Genomic DNA, 18,927 nt, shown 5'->3' with positions numbered 1-18,927 from the left:
CGAAGTCAGTAACCATACCTACGGCAAGGTGAAGTTGACGCGGTTTGAAGAGATTTTCGAAGAGTATAAAGGTGTACCGAGATGAACATCTCTTCATCAATGTCCCTGGTCGTGGGGACAAGGACGTAGCTGCGATTGCAGATTACTTAGAAGCTAAAAAATAAAAGATGGAAAAATTACAGTCCTTTCTCTCACAGAGAGCTTGTGGTTGCTGGAAACAAGCAGAGAAAGCTGTAAGGTTGGGTCCATCTGAAACGAGAGAAGAAAACATAATTCTCAAGGGAGTGCCCTTTATCGCACAGCCTGTTACAGGAGCTATCTGAGACAGGAATGAGAGATAGGAGAAATCCTATAATTGAGGTGGCACCGCGAATTTCGTCCTCACGCAAGTTGTTTTGCGTGGGGATTTTTATATATTTATCGCAGATATTGCGATTAATTTTTTAAATATTTTCAATAAATAGGTCGTTATAGAATATTTACGAACGAAGTGAGTTTCTAAAAGCTGTTTCCCGCCATAGTGGTATCTTAGAGAAGCAAAGATGCTTCTCTAAGACGGAATTTTTGAGAGTAAAATAGTTCGGGGAACTATTTTAGCCTGAGCCTAGAAATGAATGAGCGAGGAGCTCAAAAATTAGGTCTTTCATTTCATGGATTTCTAAAATCATCCACTGGATAATTTTACCTCCCGTCCGCACTATTTAAGGGAAATAGAAAAAAGATAAAAATTAAAAATAAGGAACTGAAAGGGAAATTACAATGGAACGAATCATTCATGGAGATGTCTTATCACCAATCTTGGCTTATATGCGCCTAAAGGGGCAACACAAGGTTATTCTAGAAAGTATTCCGAGAGACAAAGAAACAGCTCGTTTTTCTATTCTAGCCTATAATCCAGTTTTTGAGATTAAGTTTGAAAATGGAGTTCTTTATCAAAATGGGCAGGTGATTGATCGGGATCCCTTGGATTTCCTTTATGAAGTGACTCATAAGAGCCAACACCATTCAGATCTCCCTTTTGGTGGGGGAGCCATTGGATTTGTTGGCTACGATATGATTTCGCTTTATGAAGAAATTGGTCAAATTCCTGAAGATACAATTGGAACGCCAGATATGCATTTCTTCATCTATGAGAGTTACATGGTCTTTGACCACAAGAAGGAAAAAATCCATGTCATCGAGGATGCTCTTTATAGTGAGCGTAGTCAAGAGGCCTTGGAAGAAGCCTTGAACCAAGTGATTGAGGAATTACGCATTCCTGCTCCAAATGAATTTGAAGACTTGGATTTATCTCCGTTAGACTTCAAACCCCATATTGCTCCTCAGAAGTTTGAGGAAATGGTGGAAATTGCTCGTGACTTGATTCGTAACGGAGATATGTTCCAATGCGTACTCAGCCAGCGTTTCTCAGCAGAAGTGACTGGAAATCCATTTGACTTCTACAGAAATCTCCGCGTGACTAATCCTTCTAATTATCTTTATTTCTATGATTTTGGGGATTATCAAATCATCGGTGCCAGTCCAGAAAGTTTGGTTTCTGTCAAAAATGGCATCGTAACAACCAATCCGATTGCAGGGACACGACCAAGAGGAGCTACGGATGAAGAAGACAAGGCTTTGGCGACAGACCTGCTTTCTGATGAGAAGGAAACAGCAGAGCATCGAATGTTAGTAGACCTGGGACGAAATGATATTGGCCGCATCTCTGAGACGGCTAGTGTCCAAGTCACCAAGTATATGGAAGTGGAGCTTTTCCGTTATGTCATGCATTTGACCAGTGTGGTCAAGGGGCGTTTGCTTCCAGAACTCACTGCTATGGATGCTTTGAAAGCAACACTTCCTGCTGGAACAGTTTCTGGAGCACCAAAAATTCGAGCTATGAGACGTATCTATGAACTGGAAACGGAAAAACGGGGCGTATATGCAGGAGCAATCGGCTACTTGTCTGCGACGGGTGATATGGATTTGGCCATTGCCATCCGAACCATGATTCTCAAAAATCAAAGAGCCTATGTGCAGGCTGGGGCAGGGATTGTCTACGACTCTATCGCCCAAAACGAATACCAAGAAACCATTAACAAAGCAAAATCTATGACTAGAATTGGAGAACTAAGACCATGATTTTATTGATTGACAACTATGATTCTTTTACCTATAACTTGGCCCAATACATTGGGAATTTTGCAGAAGTTCAGGTTTTGAGAAATGATGATCCCAAGCTGTATGAAGAAGCTGGAAAAGCAGATGGTCTGGTCTTTTCTCCTGGTCCCGGTTGGCCAGTTGATGCTGGAAAGATGGAAGACATGATTCGTGATTTTGCAGGCAAGAAGCCGATTCTAGGGATTTGTTTGGGCCACCAAGCCATTGCAGAAGTCTTTGGTGGTAAGCTAGGTTTGGCTCCAAAAGTCATGCATGGGAAACAGAGCAATATCAACTTTGAAGCGCCATCTGTTTTGTATCAAGGTATTGAGGATGGACGTGCGGTCATGCGTTATCACAGTATTTTGATTGAGGAAATGCCAGAAGACTTTGAAGTGACAGCTCGTTCGACTGATGACCAAACCATCATGGGGATTCAACATAAAAACCTACCGATTTATGGCTTCCAGTACCATCCAGAGAGCATTGGAACGCCAGACGGCTTGTCTTCTATTCGGAATTTTATCGAGGAGGTTGTAAAGTGAGGAAACTAGGATGAAAGAGATTATTGAAAAACTAGCAAAATTTGAAAATTTATCAGGTGTGGAAATGACGGATGTCATTGAGCGTATCGTAACTGGGCGTGTAACTGAAGCGCAGATTGCTTCTCTCCTCTTAGCTCTTAAGATGAAGGGGGAAACACCTGAAGAACGCACAGCCATTGCCCAAGTCATGAGAGGACATGCCCAACACATTCCAACTGAAATTCATGATGCTATGGACAACTGTGGTACAGGTGGGGACAAGTCTTTCAGCTTTAACATCTCTACAACTGCAGCCTTTGTCTTGGCTGGTGGTGGTGTTCACATGGCAAAACACGGTAACCGCTCGATTTCTTCTAAATCTGGTTCTGCAGATGTCCTCGAAGCCTTGGGCATCAACCTAGACCTCAAACCAGCTGAACTAGGTAAGGTCTTTGATAAAACTGGCATCGTCTTTCTCTTTGCTAAAAATATGCACCCAGCTATGAAATACATCATGCCAGCTCGTTTGGAACTAGGAATTCCAACGATCATGAACTTGACTGGTCCACTGATTCATCCAATGGCTTTGGAAACACAGCTTCTTGGAATTAGTCGTCCAGAACTTCTAGAAAGTACAGCTCAGGTTTTGAAAAATATGGGTCGCAAGCGTGCCATCGTGGTTGCTGGGCCAGAAGGGTTGGATGAAGCTGGCTTGAACGGAACAACCAAGATTGCACTTCTTGAAAATGGCGAAATCAGCTTGTCAAGCTTTACTCCAGAGGATTTGGGAATGGAAGGCTATGCTATGGAAGATATTCGTGGTGGGAATGCTCAGGAAAATGCAGAAATTTTGCTTAGCGTTCTGAAAAACGAAGCAAGTCCATTCTTGGAAACGACAGTCTTGAATGCTGGTCTTGGTTTCTATGCTAATGGTAAGATTGATAGCATCAAGGAAGGAGTTGCCTTGGCCCGTCAAGTGATTGCTAGAGGCAAGGCCCTTGAAAAACTCAGACTGTTACAGGAGTACCAAAAATGAGTCAGGAATTTTTAGCACGAATCTTAGAGCAGAAGGCGCGTGAGGTGGAGCAGATGAAGCTGGAGCAAATCCAGCCTCTGCGCCAGACCTATCGCTTGGCAGAATTTTTGAAGAATCATCAGGACCGCTTGCAGGTAATCGCTGAGGTCAAGAAAGCTAGCCCTAGTTTGGGAGATATCAATCTCGATGTGGATATTGTGCAACAGGCCCAGACTTATGAAGAAAACGGAACAGTGATGATTTCGGTGTTGACAGATGAGGTTTTCTTTAAAGGGCATTTGAATTATCTACGGGAAATTTCCAGTCAGGTAGAGATTCCGACGCTCAACAAAGACTTTATCATAGATGAAAAGCAAATCATCCGCGCTCGCAATGCAGGTGCGACAGTTATCTTGCTTATTGTGGCAGCCTTGTCCGAAGAACGCCTCAAGAAACTGTATGACTACGCGACAGAGCTTGGTCTGGAAGTCTTAGTGGAGACTCACAATCTAGCTGAACTAGAGGTAGCCCACAGACTTGGTGCTGAGATTATCGGGGTCAACAACCGCAACTTGACTACCTTTGAGGTCGACTTGCAGACCAGTGTAGATTTAGCCCCTTACTTTGAGGAAGGTCGCTATTACATTTCTGAATCTGCCATTTTCACAGGGCAGGATGCGGAACGACTAGCCCCATACTTTAACGGAATTTTGGTAGGGACAGCTCTTATGCAGGCAGAAAATGTGGTCCAGAGAATCAAGGAGTTGCAGATTGACAAAGGTTAAAATTTGTGGACTATCGACCAAAGAAGAGGTGGAAACAGCCGTATCATCAGGAGCAGACTACATCGGTTTTGTCTTCGCACCTAGTAAAAGACAGGTGACTTTGGATCAGGCTGCTGAGTTGGCAAAGCTTATTCATGCGGATGTCAAAAAGGTTGGTGTATTTGTTTCACCAAGTCGGGCAGAACTGCTAGAAGCGATTGAAAAAGTTGGTTTGGACTTGGTTCAAGTTCACGGTCAGGTGGCAGATGATTTATTTGATAATTTGCCTTGTGCCAGTATTCAGGCTGTGCAGGTGGATGGAGAGGGGCATGTGCCCAATTCTCAGGCAGACTATCTACTCTTTGATGCCCCTGTGGCTGGGAGTGGCCAGACCTTTGACTGGGCTCAACTAGATACGACAGGACTAGCACAGCCCTTCTTTATCGCAGGTGGGCTTAATGAAGACAATGTAGTACAAGCAATTCAACACTTTACTCCCTATGCAGTAGATGTATCGAGCGGAGTGGAGACAGATGGACAAAAAGATCATGAAAAGATTAGAAGATTTATAGAGAGGGTAAAGAATGGCATATCAAGAACCAAATAAAGATGGATTTTACGGAAAATTCGGTGGACGTTTCGTCCCAGAAACATTGATGACAGCAGTTTTGGAGTTGGAGAAGGCCTACCGTGAAAGTCAGGCAGACCCAAGTTTCCAAGAGGAATTAAACCAACTCTTACGCCAGTATGTGGGGCGTGAAACTCCTCTTTACTACGCAAAAAACTTGACCCAGCATATCGGCGGAGCCAAGATTTATCTTAAACGTGAAGACCTTAACCATACAGGGGCCCACAAGATTAACAATGCCTTGGGACAAGTTCTTCTGGCTAAACGCATGGGTAAAAAGAAAATTATCGCTGAAACAGGTGCTGGTCAGCACGGTGTGGCAACTGCAACTGCTGCAGCCCTCTTTAACATGGAATGTACTATCTACATGGGTGAGGAGGATGTCAAACGCCAAGCCCTCAATGTCTTCCGTATGGAGCTTTTGGGAGCTAAGGTTGAGGCAGTGACAGATGGTTCGCGCGTGCTCAAGGATGCGGTCAATGCAGCTCTTCGTTCATGGGTAGCTAATATCGATGATACCCACTATATCCTTGGTTCTGCCTTGGGGCCTCATCCTTTCCCAGAAATCGTTCGTGACTTCCAAAGTGTCATCGGTCGAGAGGCTAAACAACAGTACCGTGACTTGACAGGTAAAAATCTGCCAGATGCCCTAGTAGCCTGTGTTGGTGGTGGTTCTAACGCTATCGGTCTTTTCCATCCATTTGTAGAAGATGAGTCAGTAGCTATGTATGGAGCTGAAGCAGCAGGACTTGGTGTGGATACGGAGCACCATGCAGCTACCTTGACCAAGGGTCGTCCTGGTGTCCTTCACGGTTCTCTCATGGATGTGCTCCAAGATGCCCATGGTCAAATTCTTGAAGCCTTCTCTATCTCAGCAGGTTTGGACTATCCTGGTATCGGTCCAGAACATTCTCACTACCACGATATTAAACGTGCCAGCTATGTCCCTGTGACAGACGAAGAAGCCTTGGAAGGATTCCAACTCTTGTCTCGTGTGGAAGGGATTATCCCAGCCTTGGAATCTAGCCATGCTATCGCCTTTGCGGTGAAATTGGCCAAAGAACTTGGACCAGACAAGTCCATGATTGTCTGTCTATCAGGTCGTGGGGACAAGGATGTGGTTCAAGTCAAAGACCGCTTGGAAGCAGATGCAGCAAAGAAGGGAGAAGCTCATGCCTAAGACACTAACAGAAAAATTAAATGCTATAAAAGCAGCTGGAAAAGGAATTTTTGTTCCCTATATCATGGCTGGTGACCACGAAAAAGGTTTGGATGGACTAGGAGAAACAATTCACTTTTTAGAAGATTTGGGTGTCTCTGCAATTGAAGTGGGTATTCCCTTTTCAGACCCTGTTGCAGATGGACCTGTTATCGAAGAAGCTGGCTTGCGCAGTTTAGCCCACGGGACCTCTACCCAGGCTTTAGTTGAAACCTTGAAAACCATTAAAACAGAGATTCCACTGGTCATCATGACCTACTTCAACCCCCTCTTTCAGTACGGTGTGGAGAACTTTGTCAAAGATCTGGCTGATACAGCTGTGAAGGGCTTGATTATCCCAGACTTGCCTCATGAACATGCCAACTTTGTAGAACCATTTTTGGCAGACACAGACATGGCCTTGATTCCCCTAGTTAGTTTGACAACAGGAATTGAGCGCCAAAAAGAGTTGATTGATGGGGCAGAAGGATTCGTCTATGCGGTTGCCATCAATGGGGTGACAGGGAAATCAGGCAATTACCGTGCAGACTTGGACAAGCACTTGGCACAACTTCATCAAGTGGCCGACATCCCAGTCTTGACAGGATTTGGCGTATCTAGTCAAGCTGATGTAGAACGCTTCAATGCGGTGTCAGATGGCGTTATTGTCGGTTCGAAAATCGTAAAAGCTCTCCACCAAGGAGAGTCAATTGAGGACTTTATCAAACAAGCAGTAGCTTACCAAAAATAAGCACACAAGCAGCGAGTAAGAGGAAAGGCACAAAAGGAAGTCTTTCCTTTTTCTTTTGCAGGAAAAAGGCTAGTTTTAGATATCATTTGCCAAATTACTCTGATATGAAACTTTAAGAAAAAGCTAATTATTGTAGTAATTTCTTTAAGAAAATGATATAATTCATTAAAAAGTATTCGGAGGAGGAAGAATTATGTTGAATCAGGATCTCTTTGATTCGCTCAAGGCACAAAAAATTGTAGATACTTTGATGAAAGGGCAAAAAGATTATGTAGATGAACGTCTAGAAAAAAGAGAGACAATGAAAGTGTCGAATGGTTATGCATGGACGCGACCTAATCATATTGATACTGCATTTGCATCAGCAGATTTGTTTGAGTATAAATTACAATTAGCAGGACAGACTTGGGGATATTTAGAATTTGAAACAAATACAGAAAAATATGGGAAAGTATTGTTAATTATAAAGGGTAAGAAGCGACTTACGAGCCAATTTCCTTTGGTACAAAAAAATAAGAGTGGCTACTTATTTGAATATGCTCGGATGAATACACTTTATCTTAATCAACATTCTTCCTACAAAAATGATGAAGATAGTCATTCTTTTCCAATTCAGATGGAGTTAGTTTCTGATGAAATGATTCAAGAAATTGAACAAGCTACCAAAAATTCGAATATCGAAAAATTTATGATTTTAACTTATGAGGCGGACTCAGAAAACAATATTATATCTGTAGATGTTGTTATGCCTGATGCACGAACTGGTCAGTTACACTTGATTCAGGATTTGTCTGAGTATATTCAATCAAGTTCGTACCATTTCGAAGAAGCTAAATATCAAAATATTCCTAATTTTTCAGAATTATCGGAAACAGAAGATTTTGAAATTATTCCAAGAATAGAAAAACAAGAAGGTCAAAAGTAGTAAGGAGTATGTAAATGTTTAATGGTCGGGTATTGAAAGAATTACGGCTGTTAAATGGTTTAAGTAGAGCAGAATTGGCTCAGAGAATTAATTTAACGGAACAAGCCATTTGGCAGTTTGAGTCCAACGAAACGAAACCTAAATTATCAACCAAAATGCATTTGGCCAACCAATTTCATGTTGATTTAACTTATTTTGAACAGGAAGAAGAGAGCATTCGATTTGATTCTTCTGTAATTGCCTTTAGAAATGCAGATCTAGCAACACGGAAAACAATAGATATTCAAACTATGTATTTACATAAGGTAGATAGTTTGATTGATTATTTTGAAAGTTTTGTAATTATACCTAATATTACAATTCATGACCTAAGTAATGTAGTGAGTGAATCTTATCATAAGGAAGAATCTATTGAGGAATTGGCTCTTTATGCCAGGGAAAAATTAGGTATTTCAAAAGATAATCATGATTTGCTTTATAAATTAGAACGTTCAGGCATCTATATCGTGGAACGATTAATTAATGGTCAAGCTGATGCTTATAGCGCATGGTCAAAATTGGGAAGACCTTATATTGTGTTGGGGACGAATAAATCATCTGTACGTCGAAATTTTGACTTAGCTCATGAGCTAGGACATATTCTTTTACACAAATGTAAAGATATGAATGAAGATGGCGATCGTTTGGAGCAAGAAGCAAATTATTTTGCATCATGTTTTTTATTGCCAAAAGAAGAGTTTTTAGTCAAATTTGAAGAGAGGGTTGGCAAGCGTGTCAGCAATCCTGATAGTTATATTTTATTGAAGTCGGATTTGAATGTTTCGATACAGGCTTTAGAGTATCGAGCTTTTAAGTTAGGATTATTGACTCCAAAGCAACATTCTTACTTTTATCGTCAAATTGCGCAAAAAGGTTACAAAATGATAGAACCTCTGGATGATCAAATTTTTGTTAAAAAACCAAGCAAAGTAAAGAGTATTCTGGACGTCGTTTTGAGTAATCATCTAGTCAGTCTAGCGACTATAATGTCTAAACAAAGTATTCGTTTACAGTTTATAAGCGAAATATTTTCAGTCGAAATGAAATTTTTTGATCAGTATCAAGAAGATAAAAGAACAGATCGATTTGATAACATCATTCCTTTGTACAAAAGAAATAATTTATAATTCAACTGTGAAATAATTTCATGAAGGACATATGGCAGAAATTGGACTTTATCAAACAAGCAGTAGCTTACCAAAAATAATCACACAAGCAGCGAGTAAGAGGAAAGGCACGAAAGGAAGTCTTTCCTTTTTCTTTTGCAGGAGAAAGGCTAGAATCCCCGTTGCAGAAGCAAACTGAATCAAGATGAGCAATTCTGTTGCGCTAAAGACGAGAGCGCAAGAAGCTAAAAAAAGGAAATCCCCTGCACCCATGCGGATATCGATAAAATGAGCCAAAATTCCAAGTATGAGGAAGGAGATCATGACCAGATTCCAGCCAGAGGAAGCTATTAGGATTAGGTGGAAAGTCATCCAGACCAGTAAGGGATATTCCTGATGGCGAAAGTCGTAGATGCCCAAGGTCAAACCAGCAGTGATTAGGATGACTTGACTCAAGGAAAGTAATTCCCAAGAGTAAAGCAGAAAGAGGAGTCCTAAGCCTAGTTCAAAGAGGGCATACCAGACAGGATAGCGGACCTTGCAGTAGCGACAGCAAAAGCGATTGAAGACCTGTGAGAGAATCGGAATCAAATCTAAGGGACGCAAGCGAGTCTGACAGGAATCGCAGTGACTGGCTGGACTGATAATGGATTGCTCTGGAAAACGGTCAATGACCAAACCAAGAAAGGAAGCGAGAATACTCCCGACAAGAAAAAAATAAATATCAATCATACTTATCTATTCGTAAAAAATAGGAGAAGTAGTATAATGGAGAGACATAGATAAGATGGTGAGGTCAAGATGATAATTCGTTTTGAAGAAAAGGTGAGCACAGAAAACGCTCAGCTCGTATGCCAATGGTCCAACTCCCTTGGCAAATCCTTTCAAGAACAATGGATGGGACCAAGGATTCCTTTTCCACTGACCCTTCAAGCCTTGCAAGACTTGGAAGGAGTCTTTTCAATCTTTGATGGACACGAGTTTGTCGGGCTTATCCAGAAAATCAGGCTAGAAGACAGCAATCTTCATATTGGAAGATTCTTTATCAACCCCCAGAAACAGGGGCAGGGCTTAGGTAGGCAGGCTTTAAGGAAATTTGTTAGTTTGGGCTTTGAAAATGAAGATATAGACAGTATTTCTTTAAATGTCCTCGAAGCAAATCAAAGAGCTCAGAATCTTTACCAAAAAGAAGGATTTGAAATCGTTCAAATGGTTGAAGCACCTGTACGGAAATATATTATGAAAAAGAGGAGATAGAAAGCAAACAAAGTCTTTTCCTGTGGTTGGTAGATTCCTATATATGAAATTGATGGGATTTTAGAAAGCCGATTGGAGTGATTTTATTCATGATGGGAAAAAGGGTCTGGACAAAAATGATTGAGAAATAGTTGCTAAAAAAGCGTTTGCATGATACTATATATTGAAAGGAGGTGATAAGATGGTAGAACAAAGAAAATCAATTACCATGAAAGATGTTGCTTTAGAAGCAGGAGTTAGTGTTGGAACAGTTTCACGTGTGATTAATAAAGAAAAAGGCATTAAAGAAGTAACCTTGAAAAAAGTGGAGCAAGCGATTAAAACTTTGAATTACATTCCAGATTACTATGCTAGAGGAATGAAAAAAAATCGAACAGAAACGATTGCAATCATTGTACCAAGTATCTGGCATCCCTTCTTTTCAGAATTTGCTATGCATGTGGAAAATGAAGTCTATAAGAGGAATAATAAATTACTCTTATGTTCTATAAATGGTACAAATAGAGAGCAAGACTATCTGGAGATGTTGCGTCATAATAAAGTTGATGGAGTGGTTGCTATTACCTATAGTCCAATTGAACATTACCTGTCGTCAGGAATTCCCTTTGTCAGTATTGACCGTACATACTCAGATATTGCTATTCCTTGTGTTTCATCAGATAATGATGCAGGTGGAAGAGAAGCAGCTAAACAATTAATTAGTAAAGGATGTCAGCATTTAGCCTTTGTGGGCGGACATAATACAACCATTAATGAAACCAAACGTCGTAGAATTTCCTTTGAAAAGTATGTCCAAGAGCATAAAATACCTCTTAGTATTTTTGATTTGGATGAGACAGTTACTGATTATCATGGGAAGCTAGAGAGGTTCTTGGAAGAAAATTCTTCTATAGATGGAATTTTTACAATTAACGACTTTGCAGCTTTAGATGTTATTGATATACTAGAAAAAAATGGTAAACGTATTCCTCATGATGTCCAAATTATTGGATACGATGGAATTAAAATGGCTGGAGATAGAGATTATCTACTTTCAACTATTGAACAACCATTGGAAGAAATGGCCAAAGAAGCGGTTCGGATTTTGTTTGATATTATTGATGGAAAGACTGTTAATTTGCAGACAATCCTACCAGTAAAATTTGTCGAAGGAAAAACAACAAAAAAATGAAAATAAGTCTTGACAGAAAACGCTATCAATGATAGAATGAATTCAGATAAAAAAGATTTATTTTTTAAAACAAAAATGAAACGTTTCAAAAATAAAATAAATAGACAGCGCCAAGCGCTATCTTTTCTAGGAAAAAATGAAACGTTTCAAAAAAGGAGGTTGCTATGAATGGCAAAGCGAAGCAAGTTTCTCTTTGGGAAAGAATCAAGAAACAAAAACTCTTGTTATTGATGACTGTCCCTGGTTTAGTTTTAACCTTTATCTTTAAATACATCCCTATGTATGGGGTTTTAATCGCATTTAAAGATTATAATCCCTTAAAAGGAATTTTAGGGAGTGATTGGATTGGTTTTTCTGAGTTTACAAAATTCATATCCTCTCCCAACTTTGGTATCTTGTTAGCCAATACTTTAAAATTAAGTATCTATGGTTTATTGCTTGGCTTTTTACCACCAATCATTCTTGCTATTATGCTCAATCAACTCTTGAGTGAAAAAGTCAAAAAACGAATTCAGCTCATTTTATACGCACCAAACTTTATCTCAGTCGTTGTTATCGTTGGTATGATTTTCCTTTTCTTTTCAGTGGGAGGGCCAATCAACAATTTTCTCTCTATGTTTGGAATAAAGGCTGACTTCTTGACAAATCCAGACTTCTTTAGACCTTTATACATCTTTAGTGGTATCTGGCAAGGAATGGGCTGGGCTTCAACGCTCTACACAGCAACATTAGTAAATGTAGATCCAGCTTTAGTAGAAGCATCCCGACTGGATGGAGCCAATATCTTCCAACGAATCTGGCACATTGATATTCCAGCTCTTAAGCCTATTATGGTTATCCAATTTGTTTTAGCTGCAGGTGGAATTATGAATGTCGGATATGAAAAAGCATTCTTAATGCAGACATCGTTGAACTTGCCAACTTCTGAAATTATCTCTACATATGTCTATAAAGTTGGTCTTGTATCAGGAGACTATTCTTACTCAACAGCGGTTGGTTTGTTTAATGCAGTGATTAACGTAGTATTGCTTGTTGCAGTTAACCAAATCGTTAAACGCATGAATAATGGTGAAGGAATTTAAGGAGGAAAGTATGAAAAATTCGATTATGGATACAAAATTTGATAGACGTATCTTACTCTTAAATAAAATCATTATTGTCTTTATCGTTTTGATAACCTTACTTCCTTTACTTTATATCGTCGTAGCATCCTTTATGGATCCTAAGGTTCTGGTTAGTAGAGGGATTAGCTTTAATCCAGCCGATTGGACGGTAGAAGGTTACCAGCGTGTATTCAGTGACCAATCTATTCTAAGAGGTTTTATCAATTCTCTACTATACTCTTTTGGCTTTGCGGCTTTAACAGTCTTGCTATCTGTGTTTACAGCTTATCCTCTTTCTAAGAAAGACTTGGTAGGGCGCCGTTGGATTAACTACTTCTTGATTGTAACCATGTTCTTTGGTGGTGGTTTAGTCCCAACTTACTTGCTGGTAAAAGATTTGGGCATGCTTAATACTCCATGGGCTATCATTGTTCCAGGTGCTGTCAATGTTTGGAATATTATTCTTGCTAGGGCTTATTTCCAAGGATTGCCTGAAGAATTAGTTGAAGCAGCGGTCATTGATGGTGCAAATGATTTACAGATTTTCTTCAAAATCATGCTTCCTCTTGCAAAACCAATTATGTTTGTTCTCTTCCTCTATGCTTTTGTAGGGCAGTGGAACTCATACTTTGATGCAATGATTTATATCAAAGATCCAAACTTGGAACCATTGCAACTAGTACTTCGTAAAATTCTCATTCAGAGCCAACCAGGTCAAGACATGATTGGAGCACAAGCGGCTATGAATGAAATGAAACGTTTAGCTGAATTGATTAAATACGCAACTATTGTCATTTCCAGCTTGCCATTGATTGTTATGTATCCATTCTTCCAAAAATACTTTGATAAAGGAATTATGGCTGGTTCACTTAAAGGATAAAAAAGAAAAAATAAAAGGAGATTTCTCATGAAATTCAAAACATTCTCAAAATCAGCAGTTTTGTTGACAGCTAGTTTAGCAGTACTTGCAGCCTGTGGCTCAAAAAATACAGCTTCAAGTCCAGATTATAAGTTGGAAGGTGTAACATTCCCGCTTCAAGAAAAGAAAACATTGAAGTTTATGACAGCCAGTTCACCGTTAGCACCCAAAGACCCAAATGAAAAATTGATTTTACAACGTTTGGAGAAGGAAACTGGCGTTCATATTGACTGGACCAACTACCAGTCCGACTTTGCAGAAAAACGTAACTTGGATATTTCTAGTGGTGATCTACCAGATGCTATCCACAACGACGGAGCTTCAGATGTGGACTTGATGAACTGGGCTAAAAAAGGTGTTATTATTCCAGTTGAAGATTTGATTGATAAATACATGCCAAATCTTAAGAAAATTTTGGATGAGAAACCAGAATACAAGGCCTTGATGACAGCACCTGATGGGCACATTTACTCATTCCCATGGATTGAAGAGCTTGGAGAAGGCAAAGAATCTATCCATAGTGTCAACGATATGGCTTGGATTAACAAAGATTGGCTTAATAAACTTGGTCTTGAAATGCCAAAAACTACTGATGATCTGATTAAAGTCCTAGAAGCTTTCAAAAACGGGGATCCAAATGGAAATGGAGAGGCTGATGAAATTCCATTTACATTTATTAGTGGTAACGGAAACGAAGATTTTAAATTCCTATTTGCTGCATTTGGTATAGGGGATAACGATGATCATTTAGTAGTTGGAAATGATGGCAAAGTTGACTTCACAGCAGATAATGATAACTATAAAGAAGGTGTCAAATTTATCCGTCAATTACAAGAAAAAGGCTTGATTGATAAAGAAGCTTTCGAACATGATTGGAATAGTTACATTGCTAAAGGTCATGATCAGAAATTTGGTGTTTACTTTACATGGGATAAGAGTAATGTTACTGGAAGTAATGAAAGTTATGATGTTTTACCAGTACTTGCTGGACCAAGTGGTCAAAAACACGTAGCTCGTACAAACGGTATGGGATTTGCACGTGACAAGATGGTTATTACCAGTGTAAACAAAAACCTAGAATTGACAGCTAAATGGATTGATGCACAATACGCTCCACTCCAATCTGTGCAAAATAACTGGGGAACTTACGGAGATGACAAGCAACAAAATATCTTTGAATTTGACCAAGCAACTAACAGCCTCAAACACTTACCACTAAACGGAACTGCACCAGCAGAACTTCGTCAAAAGACTGAAGTAGGAGGACCACTAGCTATCCTAGATTCATACTATGGTAAAGTGACAACTATGCCAGATGATGCCAAATGGCGTTTGGATCTTATCAAAGAATATTATGTTCCTTACATGAGCAATGACAATAACTATCCAAGAGTCTTTATGACACAGGAAGATCTGGATAAGATTGCCCACATCGAGGCAGATATGAATGACTATATCTACCGCAAGCGCGCTGAATGGATTGTAAATGGCAATATTGATGCTGAGTGGGATGATTACAAGAAAGAACTTGAAAAATACGGACTTTCAGATTACCTCGCTATTAAACAAAAATACTACGACCAATACCAAGCAAACAAAAACTAGAGGTTGATTATGGGAGATAAGAAATACACAGTAGAAAAAGCCAATCGTTTTATAGCAGAAAATAAACATCTCGTAAATACTCAATATAAGCCTGAAGAACATTTTTCAGCTGAGATTGGTTGGATCAATGATCCAAATGGATTTGTCTATTTTCGTGGAGAATACCATCTCTTTTATCAATTCTATCCATATGATAGTGTTTGGGGACCTATGCACTGGGGACATGCTAAAAGTAAGGACTTGGTGACTTGGGAGCACTTGCTAGTGGCACTTGCTCCTGACCAAGATTATGACCGAAATGGTTGTTTCTCAGGCTCTGCCATTGTCAAGGATGATCGCCTCTGGCTCATGTACACTGGGCATATCGAAGAAAAAACCGGTGTCCGCCAAGTGCAAAATATGGCATTTTCAGATGACGGGATTCATTTTGAAAAGATTGAACAAAATCCAGTTGCAACAGGAACAGACTTGCCAGATGAGTTGATTGCTGCTGATTTCCGTGATCCAAAACTCTTTGAAAAAGATGGACGCTATTACTCCGTAGTAGCTGCCAAACACAAGGATAATGTGGGCTGTATCGTTCTACTAGGGTCCGATAACCTAGTAGAATGGCAGTTCGAATCCATCTTTTTAAAAGGGGTAGAACACCAAGGCTTTATGTGGGAATGCCCAGATTACTTCGAGTTAGATGGGAAAGATTGCCTTATTATGTCACCCATGCGTTATCAGCGTGAGGGAGACTCATATCATAACATCAACTCATCGCTTTTGTTCACGGGTAAGGTAGATTGGGGAGAAAAATGTTTTATCCCAGAATCAGTTCAAGAAATTGATCATGGCCAAGACTTCTATGCGCCTCAAACATTGTTGGACGATCAAAATCGTCGTATCCTGATTGCTTGGATGCAGACATGGGGGCGTACCCTTCCAACCCATGACCAAGAACACAAATGGGCATGTGCCATGACTTTACCTAGAATTCTAAGATTGGAAGATGGCAAACTAAGACAATTCCCTGTTAAAAAAGGCCAATATCAAATCCAAATAGATAAAGATTGTCATTACCACTTAGGAAATGATATAGATTATCTTGAATTTGGTTATGATAGTAATGCGCAGCAAGTTTACATTGATCGTAGCCATCTTGTTCAAAAAATTCTAGGTGAAGAAGAACAGGACACTAGTCGACGGTATGTAGATATTGAAGCTAAAGAATTGGAAGTTGTTCTAGATAAAAATTCCATCGAGATTTTTGTCAATCAAGGTGAAGCAAGCTTGACTGCAACTTATTACTTAACGGTGCCAGCTGAGCTATCACGAATTGATTAAAAATTAAGTTATTTCTCCTAAAGAAAAAGTTCTCTTTCTAAAATAGTGGAAAGAGGACTTTTTGTGTTTTGGGTATATAAGCTTAGTTTATGGTATTTGTAAAATTGGTGTTGGATTATGATTTAAGCTAGTTTTCTAAAGAATTTGAAAAAAATTTTATTTAAGCAAAAAAACCTTGGTTCCAAGACTTTTCCTGTTGTATTTATATGCCTCCTACAGGGATCGAACCTGTGACCCACGGATTAAGAGTCCGCTGCTCTGCCAGCTGAGCTAAGGAGGCAAAGAAAAAAGCTGTATTGGTGCCGAAACTTCACGGTTTGTATTGAACCCGCGCAATTAAGCAGGTGGGCAACTCGCTCTAACTGAAGCTGTTTCCGTGTGAGACGGCCTACATGCTGTTAGAAGACTTTTGTTTCCCTAATAATACAAAAAATAGTCGGTCAACACTTAAGTGTGAAGTCGTACACCACAGCGTTTCTATACTTATATGATACCACTTTTTCAAAAAAAATCAAGAGGAAAGTGCAATTTTTTGAAAAGGATTTCAGATTTTTCGCAAACGGTCGATAGCTTCCTTTCTTTGAGCCAAGGCCCGTTCATATTTACCAGTATCTTCTGCTTGGAAATAGTGATGATTACGAATTTTTTCTGGCAGATAGTCTTGCTTGACCCAATTTCCAGGATAGTTGTGTGGATAGAGATAGTCTTGGGCATTGCCAAGTTCCTTGCTTCCACTGTAGTGCCCATCACGCAGGTGTCGCGGAATAGGCAAGTGCCCTGATGTTTTGAGGTCAGCAAGTGCCTTATCCATAGCTACATAGGCTGAGTTGGATTTTGGAGAAAGGGCCAAATCAATCACGACATTGGCAATGAGAATGCAGGCTTCTGGGAATCCAATCCTTTGTGCAGCATCCAGAGCAGTCACGGTATGAATCTGGGCTTCAGGGTTGGCCAAACCGATATCTTCATAGGCGATAACGGTCAAGCGTCGAGCGAGACTTGGCAAATCACCAGCCTCAATCAAGCGGGCAGCATAGTGGAGACTAGCATCCACATCCGAGCCACGGATAGACTTTTGCAGGGCTGAGAGGACATCGTAGTGTCCATCCCCATCTTTGTCCATAGTAATATAACTCCGCTGCAGGCTATTTTCCATGATATCAAGGGTGATATGGCGAATGCCCTCGTCATTCTCAGGGGTAGAGAGAATAGCCAGGTCCAGCGAGTTAAAGGTAGAGCGCAGGTCTCCGTTTGTAGAGGTTGCGATGAAATCCAGCACATCCTCATCTAGTTCTACTGGAAAATCAAAACCACGCTCAGGGTTACTTAGAGCTATCTGCAGGGCCTCTTTGACGTCTTGGTTAGACAGAGGTTCTAACTCAAAAATTTGAACTCGGCTACGGATGGCAGGAGTGACCGAGAAGAAAGGATTTTCAGTCGTAGCGCCAATCATGATGACCAGTCCGCTTTCCAAGAGAGGCAAGAGGAAGTCCTGCTTGGTTTTATCTAGTCTATGAATCTCGTCTAGTAATAGGACGAGACCACCAGAGAATTTAGCCTCTTCCGCAATTTCTTGCAGTCGCTTTTTACTATCAACTGTCGCATTGAAAGTTCGAAAGGCATACTTGGTCGTTCCAGCGATGGCAGAGGCAATACTGGTTTTGCCGATTCCCGGAGGGCCATATAGAATCATGGAGGACAGGCGGTTGGCTTCCACCATGCGGCGGATGATTTTTCCAGGTCCGACCAGATGCTCCTGACCGATGACCTGGTCGATGGTTTTAGGGCGCATGCGAAGCGCGAGATTGTCTGGCATAGCAGTCCTTTCTAGCGTGGATTTGAGTAGAATGACTCATCTACTATATCCATTCTAGCCTATTAGTTGTGATATTTCAATGGTTTTGTAATAATCAGGGAGTGAGATAGAATCTTTTTTACTATTTAATTTAATGAGGAGAGGTATCAGCATGAGAGATTTGATTTTCTTTAAAGCTCAAAATAGGATAGTTGAGCCTAAAGAAGTGGAAGTGCTGACTTGAGAAATAATATTGCTGAATGTCATTGTATGAACTATAATGAAAAGAGAGGTGATAAGCAATGGAAATGATGGAACTACCAAGTCAGGAAATTTTGATTTTTACAAAACAAATTCGTCATTGGATTCTTAGTGATCAAGTTATTTCAGGGAAAAGAAAACTTTTCTTCCGAGAAGATACTCCAAAAGAGATTTTAGATTTGTACGAAAACATTAAATCTAAACTTGATTTTGCTTACCAAGAAGTTCATTCTAATAATGGGTTGAAAAAATATGAAAAATAGAATAATTGATGTTTTTGAAGTAGTAAATCGCCTCCTTGTAATAACTGTTGAAAATCCTGATTTTGAATACTTGAGAGTTAATCATACTCAATGAAAATCAAAGAGCAAACTAGGAAACTAGCCGCAGGCTGTACT

The 18,927-nt window shown here is 40.0% G+C and carries 19 protein-coding genes, 1 tRNA gene, 1 pseudogene and 1 other annotated feature; of the genes and pseudogenes, 17 read left to right on the top strand and 4 right to left on the bottom strand.

What is annotated here, in order from left to right; all coding sequences use genetic code 11:
- The first annotated feature begins 154 nt into the window (after positions 1-154).
- Positions 155-386, top strand: a binding site (T-box leader).
- Between the two features lie 373 nt (positions 387-759).
- Genes trpE through trpA form a run of 7 tightly spaced genes read left to right on the top strand, consistent with a single transcriptional unit; the run spans position 760 to position 7,019 of the window.
- Positions 760-2,121: an anthranilate synthase component I gene (gene trpE, locus HT701_RS01110; protein ID WP_172931119.1), complete on the top strand. Its 1,362-nt coding sequence runs from the start codon at positions 760-762 to the stop codon at positions 2,119-2,121.
- On the top strand, positions 2,118-2,684 hold the full coding sequence (locus tag HT701_RS01105) for an aminodeoxychorismate/anthranilate synthase component II (RefSeq protein WP_172931118.1): 567 nt from the start codon (positions 2,118-2,120) through the stop codon (positions 2,682-2,684). Before trpE ends, HT701_RS01105 begins: the two co-directional genes overlap by 4 nt.
- A gap of 10 nt (positions 2,685-2,694) precedes the next feature.
- Positions 2,695-3,699: an anthranilate phosphoribosyltransferase gene (trpD, locus tag HT701_RS01100; RefSeq protein ID WP_172931117.1), complete on the top strand. Its 1,005-nt coding sequence runs from the start codon at positions 2,695-2,697 to the stop codon at positions 3,697-3,699.
- Complete coding sequence (trpC, locus tag HT701_RS01095; RefSeq protein WP_111688162.1) at positions 3,696-4,463, top strand: indole-3-glycerol phosphate synthase TrpC; 768 nt, start codon at positions 3,696-3,698, stop codon at positions 4,461-4,463. The genes trpD and trpC overlap by 4 nt, the downstream gene beginning before the upstream one ends.
- Positions 4,450-5,049: a phosphoribosylanthranilate isomerase gene (locus HT701_RS01090; RefSeq protein WP_172931116.1), complete on the top strand. Its 600-nt coding sequence runs from the start codon at positions 4,450-4,452 to the stop codon at positions 5,047-5,049. The genes trpC and HT701_RS01090 overlap by 14 nt, the downstream gene beginning before the upstream one ends.
- Positions 5,027-6,250 carry a tryptophan synthase subunit beta gene (gene trpB / locus HT701_RS01085; protein ID WP_049488262.1) on the top strand — a complete coding sequence of 408 codons (1,224 nt, stop codon included), beginning with the start codon at positions 5,027-5,029 and terminating at the stop codon, positions 6,248-6,250. The genes HT701_RS01090 and trpB overlap by 23 nt, the downstream gene beginning before the upstream one ends.
- A complete protein-coding gene (gene trpA, locus HT701_RS01080; protein WP_172931115.1) occupies positions 6,243-7,019 on the top strand; it encodes a tryptophan synthase subunit alpha in 777 nt (258 codons plus the stop codon). Before trpB ends, trpA begins: the two co-directional genes overlap by 8 nt.
- Here trpA and HT701_RS01075 read toward each other — a convergent pair.
- Positions 6,991-7,092: pseudogene (locus HT701_RS01075) on the bottom strand (prepilin peptidase); the annotation flags it as partial. The gene trpA and the pseudogene HT701_RS01075 sit on opposite strands and share 29 nt — an antisense overlap.
- Before the next feature lie 120 nt (positions 7,093-7,212).
- Here HT701_RS01075 and HT701_RS01070 point away from each other — a divergent pair.
- On the top strand, positions 7,213-7,944 hold the full coding sequence (locus HT701_RS01070; RefSeq protein ID WP_119920054.1) for a hypothetical protein: 732 nt from the start codon (positions 7,213-7,215) through the stop codon (positions 7,942-7,944).
- Between the two features lie 14 nt (positions 7,945-7,958).
- Positions 7,959-9,110: an XRE family transcriptional regulator gene (locus tag HT701_RS01065; protein WP_023943859.1), complete on the top strand. Its 1,152-nt coding sequence runs from the start codon at positions 7,959-7,961 to the stop codon at positions 9,108-9,110.
- Positions 9,111-9,161: 51 nt separating this feature from the next.
- Here HT701_RS01065 and HT701_RS01060 read toward each other — a convergent pair whose 3' ends face one another.
- On the bottom strand, positions 9,162-9,821 hold the full coding sequence (locus HT701_RS01060; RefSeq protein WP_000565602.1) for an A24 family peptidase: 660 nt from the start codon (positions 9,819-9,821) through the stop codon (positions 9,162-9,164).
- Between the two features lie 69 nt (positions 9,822-9,890).
- Here HT701_RS01060 and HT701_RS01055 point away from each other — a divergent pair, with 69 nt between their 5' ends.
- The 7 genes from HT701_RS01055 to HT701_RS01030 all read left to right on the top strand — a co-directional run bounded on the left by HT701_RS01055 (position 9,891) and on the right by HT701_RS01030 (position 16,473).
- Complete coding sequence (locus tag HT701_RS01055; protein WP_172931114.1) at positions 9,891-10,346, top strand: GNAT family N-acetyltransferase; 456 nt, start codon at positions 9,891-9,893, stop codon at positions 10,344-10,346.
- A gap of 181 nt (positions 10,347-10,527) precedes the next feature.
- Positions 10,528-11,517 carry a LacI family DNA-binding transcriptional regulator gene (locus HT701_RS01050; protein ID WP_165852395.1) on the top strand — a complete coding sequence of 330 codons (990 nt, stop codon included), beginning with the start codon at positions 10,528-10,530 and terminating at the stop codon, positions 11,515-11,517.
- Between the two features lie 36 nt (positions 11,518-11,553).
- Positions 11,554-11,685, top strand: coding sequence for a hypothetical protein (locus tag HT701_RS11705; RefSeq protein WP_275690218.1), 132 nt, complete (start codon positions 11,554-11,556; stop codon positions 11,683-11,685).
- Positions 11,682-12,599 (top strand): sugar ABC transporter permease, encoded by a 918-nt coding sequence (locus HT701_RS01045; protein ID WP_119920053.1) that lies wholly within the window; start codon positions 11,682-11,684, stop codon positions 12,597-12,599. The genes HT701_RS11705 and HT701_RS01045 overlap by 4 nt, the downstream gene beginning before the upstream one ends.
- A gap of 10 nt (positions 12,600-12,609) precedes the next feature.
- Positions 12,610-13,500 carry a carbohydrate ABC transporter permease gene (locus tag HT701_RS01040; RefSeq protein ID WP_000797956.1) on the top strand — a complete coding sequence of 297 codons (891 nt, stop codon included), beginning with the start codon at positions 12,610-12,612 and terminating at the stop codon, positions 13,498-13,500.
- 27 nt (positions 13,501-13,527) lie between these two features.
- Positions 13,528-15,144: an ABC transporter substrate-binding protein gene (locus tag HT701_RS01035; protein WP_172931113.1), complete on the top strand. Its 1,617-nt coding sequence runs from the start codon at positions 13,528-13,530 to the stop codon at positions 15,142-15,144.
- Positions 15,145-15,153: 9 nt separating this feature from the next.
- Positions 15,154-16,473: a glycoside hydrolase family 32 protein gene (locus HT701_RS01030; protein WP_172931112.1), complete on the top strand. Its 1,320-nt coding sequence runs from the start codon at positions 15,154-15,156 to the stop codon at positions 16,471-16,473.
- Positions 16,474-16,680: 207 nt separating this feature from the next.
- On the opposite strand, the gene HT701_RS01025 is transcribed toward HT701_RS01030, so the two are convergent.
- Together HT701_RS01025 and HT701_RS01020 are read right to left on the bottom strand one after the other, a co-directional pair.
- A tRNA-Lys gene (locus HT701_RS01025) sits at positions 16,681-16,753 on the bottom strand.
- 264 nt (positions 16,754-17,017) lie between these two features.
- Entirely contained in the window at positions 17,018-18,289 is a 1,272-nt protein-coding gene (locus tag HT701_RS01020) for a replication-associated recombination protein A (RefSeq protein ID WP_172931111.1), read from the bottom strand.
- A 281-nt stretch (positions 18,290-18,570) separates the two neighbouring features.
- Between HT701_RS01020 and HT701_RS01015 the strand changes: the two genes are divergently transcribed.
- Positions 18,571-18,792, top strand: coding sequence for a hypothetical protein (locus tag HT701_RS01015; protein WP_000425689.1), 222 nt, complete (start codon positions 18,571-18,573; stop codon positions 18,790-18,792).
- Positions 18,793-18,927 lie beyond the last annotated feature (135 nt).

It is taken from the genome of Streptococcus sp. 10824 (assembly GCF_013276595.1).
GTDB classification, from domain to species: domain Bacteria; phylum Bacillota; class Bacilli; order Lactobacillales; family Streptococcaceae; genus Streptococcus; species Streptococcus pseudopneumoniae.
Note: the sequence above shows the minus strand (reverse complement) of the source record. Positions and strands in the feature narration are given on the sequence as shown.